Genomic DNA, 9,044 nt, shown 5'->3' with positions numbered 1-9,044 from the left:
GGGTGAGTAGCTCAGTATTAATCTCGTCCTCGTTTTCCAGCGTGGCCCCCAGCACATAATTTTCAAACAGGGCCGAAAATAGCTTAAAGCCCAGCCATATGGTACTGATGGCCAGAAAAAAGCTCAAAAAAATCTCTAGCACACTGAGCCAAGGCGGCAGTGGATTAGCCAGCACCACTAGGTCTAATGTCATGGCGAGCAGTACCCCGCTGAGCCAGACCCAGTACGGAGCGATAACGGTCTGGGCGATGCTTAAAGACTGCCCTATACCAGAGGACTCAGCCATATCAAAACGATCCGGCGCTGTTAGCGTTGGCCGCTTTGGCGATACCTGCCGCGACACAGACACTCCCCAAAATATCGCCAGCAGCAGCAGCAGACCGAACAGTACGGCGACAATACCAGCAAATAGATTCGGGACAGCCAGATCAAAGAGTTCTATTAAATGCCTTACCACGGTCAAATGCCTCGCTAGAACAGGCCGTTTCAGCCGTCATGCGCCAACTATGGCACCTCCTGAGCATCTACATCTACCACAGTGGCATTATCAGGGATATTACTAGGAGCTTTATCACTGTCTTGGTCATCAGCTGACGACGAGACCCGCTCCTGGAACAGCTGGGCTATTTCCGTAATCAGCAGTGTGAGCAAGATACCGTCATCGATCCATCCCACCAGGGGAAACACATCGGGGGAAATATCAATGGGGCTCAATAAATAGGTGAGCGTCCCAAAGATAATCAGCCAACGATATTTCGGATTGCGTAAGCTATGGCGATACCAGGCATAAAACGATTCAACCAGTTGCTTCATAGAAATCTTTAGCGCATTATCTTATGATGCCATTTTCCCACTGTCTCTATGGAACGCTCTGCCCGCTGGTTTGTTAGTTCTTGTTTACTTGCTCTGGTCGGGTTAAGCGCCTGCCGTCCCGCCGCAGACGTACCACCGCAGGCTAGCACCGACGACAGCACCCTCAAACTGCTGTATTGGCAAGCACCGACGATTCTTAATCCCCATCTGACCAACGGCTTTAAAGATGCCGAAGCCAGCCGCATTACCCTAGAACCCCTAGCTAGCTTTGACGCCGCTGGCAATTTGCAACCGTTTTTAGCTGCCGAAATTCCCTCTCTGGAAAATGGCGGGGTGGCCAGCGATGGCACCGCTGTCACCTGGACGCTGCGCTCCGATGTGCTGTGGTCAGACGGCACCCCGTTTACCGCTGAGGATGTTGCCTTTACCTACACCCTCTTAAGCAATCCTGAGGTGGGCAGTATCACAGCCGGCACCTATGAAACCATCCAATCGGTCGAAGCCCTAGACCCCACTACGGTTAAAATCACCTTTAAAGAACCTAATCCGGCCTGGTCCTTGGTCTTTACTGGCACCACGGGCATGATTCTCCCCGCCCATGCCTTTAAGGACTTTAATGGGGCCAATATCCGCTCAGCTCCGGCCAATCTGCAGCCCATCGGCACCGGGCCTTACCAGGTGACGACGTTTAAACCAGGGGATGTGGTGGTATACGAGACCAACCCCCACTACCGAGAACCGTTAGCCTTTGATCGGGTGGAGCTTAAGGGCGGTGGGGATGCTGCTTCTGCAGCGCGGGCGGTGCTACAGACAGGCGATGCCGACTTTGCCTACAACATTCAGGTGGAGGCACCGATACTTAAACAGCTGGAAGCTGGCGGACAGGGTCAGTTTGTCACTAGTTTTGGCTCCTTGGTGGAACGCATTTTGTTTAACTTTACGGATCCAAACCAGACCGCTGAGAGCGGTGAGCGATCCAGCATAGAGTTTCCCCATCCATTTTTTAGCGACATCAAGGTGCGCCAGGCCTTTAGCCTGGCCATTGACCGGGATACCATTGCCGAGCAGCTCTATGGTCCTGCCGGTCAGGGGACGGTGAACTTTTTGGTGTCACCCGAAATCTATCGCTCGTCTAATACTCGCTACAGCTTTGATCTAGACCGGGCCAACCAGCTGCTGGATGAGGCCGGTTGGATAGACAGTAATGGCGATGGGACTCGCGATCTCAACGGCACCGAAATGCAGGTACTCTTTGTCACCTCAGTCAATCCTGTGCGCCAAAAGACCCAGGAAATTATCAAACAAAACCTGGCCAACCTTGGCGTCGGCACCGAGCTAAGGTCCCTAGACCCCGCCGTCTACTTTTCTGGCGACCCCGCCAGCGAAGACACCGTAGAACACTTCTACGCCGACCTACAAATGTTTGCCACCGGCAATACCAACCCCGACCCCGGAGCCTATCTTAAAACCTATACCTGCGACCAAGCCAGCCAACAAGACAACAACTGGTCAGGCCAAAACTACAGCCGCTACTGCAACCCCGACTACGACCAGCTTTGGCAACAATCAACAACAGAACTTGATATAAACCAGCGAGCCGACCTCCTGATCCAGATGAATGACATCCTGATTAAGGACTATGCTGTCCTGCCCATCGTCCATCGCGCCGACATTGACGCCGTCAGCAATCGTCTCACCGGCATTAACCTCACCCCTTGGGATTTACATACCTGGAACATTGCTGAGTGGAAACGGCCATAGTGCGCACCGTTAGGGGAGCACCAGCCTTCGTCAGATGTTTCCGGCAATCCAAACCAACCATAGAAGAATTTCACATCCAATAGAGATTAATTGAGTTCTTGTTGAAGTTGTGGCATTCAACCTTGTTGATAGGTTGGTTTTTTACATAAATTGTCACTATCAGGCGGATAGCTGCAGATATTGCATCGAGCAACGTATCCTAACCACGCATCACCTTTTGCATCCAGGGCCGTACAGAACTACCGTTCCCAATCAGATTTCTACCGTTGTTGCCTTAACGTCATCGAACACTAATTGACTCATAGGGTTTTCTCTACAGAGCAACAACGCCAACAACGCTTCAACCGTCCTTCAGCAATACTTCTATGAAACCATTGTCAGCCCTTGTGGGTATGGTCACTGGTGCGATAGTGACCACATTCGGTTTAGGTAATGCAGCGTCTGCCGCTGATTTTTCCTTGCGTGGCACGTTCGCTCAAGACGACAATGTGCAGCTGTTTGACTTCAGCGTCAGCACAACATCAGCGGTCACCTTCAGAACTTACTCCTATGCGGGAGGTACCCAGGCAGACGGCACAGTCATCACCGGAGGCGGATTTGATCCCGTGCTCACACTGTTTGATGGCAATGGATATTTTCTAGCATCCAACGATGACGACGACTCCGGTACCGTCGCGAAAGATCCGCAGACGGGGCAAGGGTATGACAGCCTGTTGAACCTGATGCTAGCGGCCGGCAACTACACCGTCGCCCTGACACAGTTTGGCAACTTTACCAACAGCGCCAACCTAGCGGATGGGTTTCGCCAAGAGGGCAATGGTAACTTCACCAGCGATTTCTCACGATGCACCACGGATACTCCATTTTGCGACTTTACAGGCAACCTTCGCACTAATCAATGGGCATTTGATGCTCTAGGTGTGCGACCCCTACTAGAAGCTGATGAAGATGTCCCTGACGAGCCCGTTATTCCTAGCGATCCGGTCACTCCTAGCATTCCTGTTATCCCTATCCCGAATGAGCCGGGTGATGAAGCGACTCAGGTACCTGAGCCCACAGCCACAGTGGCCATCGCCTTAGCCGGTATGCTGGCCATGGCAAAACGTCGTCGTAACAAGTAAGTCTGGTCTGATTTTCAGTATGATTTCATCCTGCTCGAACGTGTAGCTGACGCTGTGACCACCAGGCAAAGGCTCCGCTGACCACGAACATCAGTAGGGAATAAATGGCAGCAGGAATGGCCATGGTGGGATTGTTGAGAAATGTGGCCGCGCTAGCGATCGCAATGGCCAAGGTCCCATTCTGAATGCCGACTTCAACAGTAATGGCGGTGGCACTACGGCTATCAAGTTTGGCTAGAGTTGCGATCGCATATCCCAAGACCATGGTGATCGTCATCAGCGCAAATGTTACACCGCCCGCCTGCCAGAAAAAGCCAGCCACATTGGCCCGTTCTTTGACCAGTAAACCGACAATAATCAATCCCAGGAAAAATAGAGACAGCCATTTCACCCAGGGTTCCACCCTGGCCGCAAATCTGGGTACTTTGTTGTGCAGCACCATACCCAAAGACACCGGAATCAACGTAATTACTGCAATTTGAACCACAGTGGTCACCAAGGGCAGCTGCAATGCGGCGTCAGCTCCCATAAATATCTCCATGGCGAGGTTGACCACCAAGGGAATGGTAAACACTGTAATCACACTGCTAATCGCCGTCAGGGTAATAGACAAAGCGACATTTCCTTTTGCCAAATAGGTAATCAAATTTGAGGTAGGCCCACCGGGGCAGGCCGCCAAAATCATCACCCCAACGGCTAGCTCTGCACTTAGAGGAAAGATACTAGCCAACAGTAAACCGACTAACGGCAGCACCATTAACTGAGCCACCAGACCCAAGATCACGGCTTTGGGTTCTACTAAAATCCGTTTAAAGTCAGCGATGGTTAGCCCTAAGCCCATGCCTAGCATGATGATAAACAGGGCCAGGGGTAGAAAAACGGCGGTTAAAAAACTTGATTCCATGGAGCACTAACCTGGCAAATGCAACACTCCAGCTAGTTTACAGCACCGTATATGGCAGCCATTGATTTTGAGAGCCGCCGGAATTGACAGCGGTAATTTAGACAGACATCAGAACTTCGTAGAGGTGAAATTCATTCTCGGCTAAACCGGCCCAGTAACCATCCTCTTTACCAAAGCCAGGACGCTGTGTGAGATTATAAATGGCCTCTTCATTTTCCCATTGCCCGTAATTGATGACGCGCTCTCCGTTTGATGTTCAAGCTATAATACTGAATGGTAATATAGTAAGCCTTTTATATGCCGACTACCAAGACTTCTAAAAAGAAATCGTCTGTGCGATCGCAAACGGCTGCTGAGGAGCCACTAGCGGATGGTGGTATGACTGACCTGCCTCCGGCTGCCTTAGGGTTAGTGGCCGATTTTTTTAAGGTTTTGTCTGAGGTCAGCAGACTGCAAATCGTATGCGCCCTAAAATCCGGTGCTAAAAACGTAACCGAGATTATCGAGATTACAGGATTAGGTCAGGCCAATGTGTCTAAGCACCTCAAGCTGTTATCTCAAGCGGGTGTGGTGAGCCGCTCTCAGCAAGGGGTGTGTGTCTATTATCAAATTGCGAATCCATTCTTATTTGAACTGTGTGACCTGGTGTGTAATGGCTTATCTATTCAGATTGAGCAGCAGGCAAAACAGTTTGAGCAGTTAGGTGCCATGCGACAATCTCGCTAAGATCGGTAGTCTCTTAAAAGTCTCTCAAGTTGATACATCATGCTCGTCAAAAAAATTAAACAACTGCCGCCGTGATAGCGATGGATTTTGTAATGCATCTTCCATGGTGATTGATTCATTAAAAAATGCCTAAAAAACTCGGACTGGAGCAGTGATGTTATCTCCAGCCGAGGATCTGCTTTAAAAGGGAAACGAGGAAAGGGAAAAGAAAGAAAAGAGACTATGTGAGTGAATCCTGCTTGGATTTTCGAGTATTGATACCCAATAGTCCGTAGAGCATACAGGAGCCAAATGTCGCCGTGAGCAATGCTAGGGCTCCGGCAATATCTAGAACAATACCAAGGGTGGAACCGTCATAAATTAATAACCCGAGATAAAGTAAGACAACAGCGATAAGCAATCGCAGTAGACGATCGACTGTACCAACATTATTAAACATGGGATATATCCTCCTAGGGTTGAATCGTGCGAGCGGGTTGAGCCAGCCTTGTTCTGACGTCACGCCGCTATGGGAGTGACAGCAGGCAAGCGATCCATGACCGCCTGCATTTTTTGGCTAGCATCCAGGGCAATCTCTTTTGCCTGGGGGCTATGGATCATCAAAAACATAATCAAAGGATCGACTGCAGAGACTTCTACTCGACCATCTTCATGTTCTTGGACGACAACATTGCAAGGGTAGAGCACCCCGGCTTTATCATCGATCTGCAGCATGCGGTAGGCCACCAGTGGGTGACAGGCCCCGAGAATCTTATATTTTCGAAAATCGGTGTCTAGTTTCTCTTTAAAAGCTGCTTGCACATCGATCTCGGTCAATACTCCTAGCCCTTCCGATTGAAGTGCTTCAATGACCTGGTTAATAGCCTCATCAAAGGAGGCTTGGACAATTTTACTAAAGTGATACATGAGCGTTCTATTGGCTGAAGTCTTTTGGTTGACGTTGGCAAAGCTGCCTGTGGGAATGAAACGAACAGCAACCTTTGCTAGAATCAGCATATAACCAAATAGTAGTTTATTAATCACTGATTAGTTATATTAATAGCCCGCCATTTCTTGAGAACCTGTTTACTAACCATCCATCTGGAGAAAATATCCAGTATTTTGTTTACTTAGATAGCTTTAATGGACTTGAAAAATACATTTAATATCTATATAACTAAATAGATTTCAACTGGGTTGCCGACCAGTATCCGTTGAGAAGTTTGATCGATTACTAAGTCATGGCCATTATGAATACATCCTCTCATCATAGGACCCACTGCTGTTATGGATAGTCAGGAACTGCTGCAAGCGTATAACGCGGGTAAACGTGATTTTTCTGGGCTGACGCTGGTGGAGTTGGAGCTGATACAGCTTGATCTAAGTGATATCAATTTTAGTAAATCCGATTTGCGCCAGTCTCGCTTAGGTCGGACTCATTTCTGTCGTGCCAATTTTGAGCGTAGTAACTTAAGTGAATCGATTCTTTGGGGCAGTGATTTACGCCATGCTAATTTGAAACAGGCTCAACTGCGGGAGGCTGATTTGAGTAGTGTGCTATTGGGTGAGGCTACCTTAGAGCAAGCAAACTTAGTCAAAGCCAGTCTATGTGGAGCCAGCTTGAGCGCTGCCAATCTGGCGATGGCCCATCTGCTAGATGCTGATTTACGGTCAACCGCAGACCAAAGAACCGACTTGGCCCAGGCGAATCTCAGTCAAGCGGATTTGAGCTATGCGCTGTTGAGCGGTGTGATTTTGCGCGGTGCACATCTGCCCGGGGCTAAATTGTGCCGTGCTAAGTTAGGAAAAGACTATCGGCCTGGTAGTTTCCCCACCGATCTCAGTGAGGCCAATCTTGAGGGAGCTGACCTCAGCTATGCTGACCTGACCAGTGTGAATTTAAAGGAGGCTAACCTCAGGGGAGCCGATTTGACCGGGGCTCAGCTGCACCAAGCACAGCTGCACCGGACCATTATGCCGGATGGTAAATGCCATGAGTAGCGATAGCATTTACCCATGGGTTTCCCAGGATTAAGCATGCTGCTGAAAACGTGGTCAGGTCTCAGGATGGTAGAAGCGGATTCTGCCATCCCTGAACCAACGCTTTTAGCACCGAGCCATAGGGAACTTCATCAATCGCAGCGCTGCTACCAGACTTCAGGGCGCTGACAAACCGCTCACGCCGCGTAGGCGGAATTACAGCATTGAGGAATGCCATCTGTTGCGCTTCAGTCGGCGTAGGATTAGATGCTTTTAGTTGCTTGAGTAGCTTTTGAATTTCAGCAGCAGCTTCAGCAAGGGAGAATGTTGTAGTGGCTTCGTTCTTGATGTTGCCACCAAACAGGTGCCCTTGAACCGTCTCAGCAAAACCACCCGCAAACTGAGCATTGCTAAGATCGTATTTTGGACCTTGATTATTCGCCATTGTAGTTAAGACTCCCATTAATGTTGCTTTTTCTCGTCGCTCTGCTTCAATCAGGCGTTTCATTTCATCCCACTGCTGCTGTCCCTGTAAACGTAGCTGCCTCTCATATTGAACTTCTAGAGCCCGCAATCGTTTCTCATAAAGCTGCTTAGCATCACCTTCAAAAGATAGCCGATCGACATCCTCAGAGACTTCTAACCGAACAACAAAAGCGCCAGATTGCTTTCTTTCAATTGCTTGAATTGCTAGATCATGGCCAGCATACTGACAGCGAAGTTCTTGAAATGACTGAAAAAAGGCTTGCCAGTCAATACCATCTTGAAAAATGAGATCAACAGTATCTATGGCTTGTTGAAAAAGAGCGGTGAATTCTCCAGGTTTGAATGACCCTTTTCTAGGACGACGCTCTTTCTGATTAGCTTTAAGGTAGACGAATTCACAAACAGCTCCGTCAAACCTTGTATCGCTATTGATATTCCAGTCTTGTATACGGGCTCCAGTAAACACAACGTTTTCAAATCTTGTTCCCAACGCCTGAGTATGAAACATTGTTACCCCACTCAAGTTAGAGCGACTCAGGTTGGCAAACCGAAGATCGGTCTCTATAACATTGGCTTGAACAAGACTCGCTCCGTCTAGGTTGGCTCCCTGGAAATGGGCAAGGCTCAAATCAGCTTTGTTAAAATCAGCGTCTCTAAGTTGAGAGTCAATCAAGTTTGCTCCTAATAGGTTTACCTCCTGTAAACGCGCTCCGCTTAAATTTGCTCTAATCAAGTTGGCATCACGCAAACGAGCTTTACTCAGATCGGCATTTGTTAAGTTGGCTAGAACTAAATTGGCCTTCCACAGATCAACACCGGATAAGTTAGCGCCTGTCAGATTAGCTCGGGACAGATTTACTCCCTGCAGACTCTTTCTATCAAATTCAAGGTTCGTGAGATCAGGCTTAACGAGTAAATTTTGTTGTCGCCATTTATTCCATAGCAAAGCACCCTGATTGAGTCTGAACAAATGTTCTGGATTCGCCACGTCAATAGTTGTCTAGTTCACTCTTCAGAATTGTGCCCCGATCATGAACAAAAATTGATCGAACTCTCCTATATCAATCATTCAACTGCTAGTGAAACTCTTCTACCGCCAATACCTCGCAAGTCTGCCAACAACTTTGCTACATCCGCATAGGGTAATGTCCGATCTGCCTTGAGCATGACAAACCCATCTGGATTTTCTGTAAAATAGCTCTGAATAATGGGAGCCAACGCCGAAACGGTTACTGCTTCATCTTCATAAACTGCCTGTCCATCTTCCCGTAGAC

11 protein-coding genes are annotated in these 9,044 nt (G+C 48.7%); 4 read left to right on the top strand and 7 right to left on the bottom strand.

Translation table 11 applies throughout. From position 1 onward, the window contains the following. A partial coding sequence (locus tag IQ260_RS22370) for a hypothetical protein (protein WP_228016346.1) occupies window positions 1-457 on the bottom strand: 457 nt, incomplete at its 3' end. A 47-nt stretch (window positions 458-504) separates the two neighbouring features. Further along, a complete protein-coding gene (locus IQ260_RS22365; RefSeq protein WP_193995303.1) occupies window positions 505-813 on the bottom strand; it encodes a YkvA family protein in 309 nt (102 codons plus the stop codon). 48 nt (window positions 814-861) lie between these two features. On the opposite strand from IQ260_RS22365, the gene IQ260_RS22360 reads away from it, so the two are divergent. Both IQ260_RS22360 and IQ260_RS22355 read left to right on the top strand, forming a co-directional pair. Next, on the top strand, window positions 862-2,574 hold the full coding sequence (locus IQ260_RS22360; RefSeq protein WP_193995302.1) for a peptide ABC transporter substrate-binding protein: 1,713 nt from the start codon (window positions 862-864) through the stop codon (window positions 2,572-2,574). Between the two features lie 365 nt (window positions 2,575-2,939). Continuing rightward, a complete protein-coding gene (locus IQ260_RS22355; protein ID WP_193995301.1) occupies window positions 2,940-3,695 on the top strand; it encodes a DVUA0089 family protein in 756 nt (251 codons plus the stop codon). Between the two features lie 25 nt (window positions 3,696-3,720). Here the strand turns inward: IQ260_RS22355 and IQ260_RS22350 are convergent, their stop codons facing one another. Next, a complete protein-coding gene (locus IQ260_RS22350; protein ID WP_193995300.1) occupies window positions 3,721-4,599 on the bottom strand; it encodes a bile acid:sodium symporter family protein in 879 nt (292 codons plus the stop codon). A gap of 297 nt (window positions 4,600-4,896) precedes the next feature. On the opposite strand from IQ260_RS22350, the gene IQ260_RS22345 reads away from it, so the two are divergent. After that, window positions 4,897-5,325 (top strand): ArsR/SmtB family transcription factor, encoded by a 429-nt coding sequence (locus IQ260_RS22345; RefSeq protein ID WP_193995299.1) that lies wholly within the window; start codon window positions 4,897-4,899, stop codon window positions 5,323-5,325. Between the two features lie 220 nt (window positions 5,326-5,545). Here IQ260_RS22345 and IQ260_RS22340 read toward each other — a convergent pair whose 3' ends face one another. Both IQ260_RS22340 and IQ260_RS22335 read right to left on the bottom strand, forming a co-directional pair. Beyond that, window positions 5,546-5,764 carry a YgaP family membrane protein gene (locus tag IQ260_RS22340; RefSeq protein ID WP_193995298.1) on the bottom strand — a complete coding sequence of 73 codons (219 nt, stop codon included), beginning with the start codon at window positions 5,762-5,764 and terminating at the stop codon, window positions 5,546-5,548. A 59-nt stretch (window positions 5,765-5,823) separates the two neighbouring features. Further along, window positions 5,824-6,321 carry a DUF302 domain-containing protein gene (locus IQ260_RS22335; RefSeq protein ID WP_228016345.1) on the bottom strand — a complete coding sequence of 166 codons (498 nt, stop codon included), beginning with the start codon at window positions 6,319-6,321 and terminating at the stop codon, window positions 5,824-5,826. A gap of 270 nt (window positions 6,322-6,591) precedes the next feature. Here IQ260_RS22335 and hetL point away from each other — a divergent pair, with 270 nt between their 5' ends. After that, window positions 6,592-7,305: a heterocyst differentiation pentapeptide repeat protein HetL gene (hetL, locus tag IQ260_RS22330; protein ID WP_193995297.1), complete on the top strand. Its 714-nt coding sequence runs from the start codon at window positions 6,592-6,594 to the stop codon at window positions 7,303-7,305. A 61-nt stretch (window positions 7,306-7,366) separates the two neighbouring features. On the opposite strand, the gene IQ260_RS22325 is transcribed toward hetL, so the two are convergent. Together IQ260_RS22325 and IQ260_RS22320 are read right to left on the bottom strand one after the other, a co-directional pair. Next, window positions 7,367-8,716: a pentapeptide repeat-containing protein gene (locus tag IQ260_RS22325; protein ID WP_228016344.1), complete on the bottom strand. Its 1,350-nt coding sequence runs from the start codon at window positions 8,714-8,716 to the stop codon at window positions 7,367-7,369. A gap of 119 nt (window positions 8,717-8,835) precedes the next feature. Beyond that, a partial coding sequence (locus IQ260_RS22320; RefSeq protein ID WP_193995295.1) for an ExbD/TolR family protein occupies window positions 8,836-9,044 on the bottom strand: 209 nt, incomplete at its 5' end.

It is taken from the genome of Leptolyngbya cf. ectocarpi LEGE 11479, from assembly GCF_015207065.1.
Lineage (GTDB): Bacteria > Cyanobacteriota > Cyanobacteriia > Phormidesmidales > Phormidesmidaceae > Leptothoe > Leptothoe ectocarpi.
This window is presented reverse-complemented; position numbering and strand designations above follow the sequence as displayed.

Coding starts and splice junctions, on each gene's coding strand:
- IQ260_RS22365 (WP_193995303.1), bottom strand. CDS start 813: ATGAAGCAACTGGTTGAATCGTTTTATGCCTGGTATCGCCATAGCTTA.
- IQ260_RS22360 (WP_193995302.1), top strand. CDS start 862: ATGGAACGCTCTGCCCGCTGGTTTGTTAGTTCTTGTTTACTTGCTCTG.
- IQ260_RS22355 (WP_193995301.1), top strand. CDS start 2,940: ATGAAACCATTGTCAGCCCTTGTGGGTATGGTCACTGGTGCGATAGTG.
- IQ260_RS22350 (WP_193995300.1), bottom strand. CDS start 4,599: ATGGAATCAAGTTTTTTAACCGCCGTTTTTCTACCCCTGGCCCTGTTT.
- IQ260_RS22345 (WP_193995299.1), top strand. CDS start 4,897: ATGCCGACTACCAAGACTTCTAAAAAGAAATCGTCTGTGCGATCGCAA.
- IQ260_RS22340 (WP_193995298.1), bottom strand. CDS start 5,764: ATGTTTAATAATGTTGGTACAGTCGATCGTCTACTGCGATTGCTTATC.
- IQ260_RS22335 (WP_228016345.1), bottom strand. CDS start 6,321: ATGCTGATTCTAGCAAAGGTTGCTGTTCGTTTCATTCCCACAGGCAGC.
- hetL (WP_193995297.1), top strand. CDS start 6,592: ATGGATAGTCAGGAACTGCTGCAAGCGTATAACGCGGGTAAACGTGAT.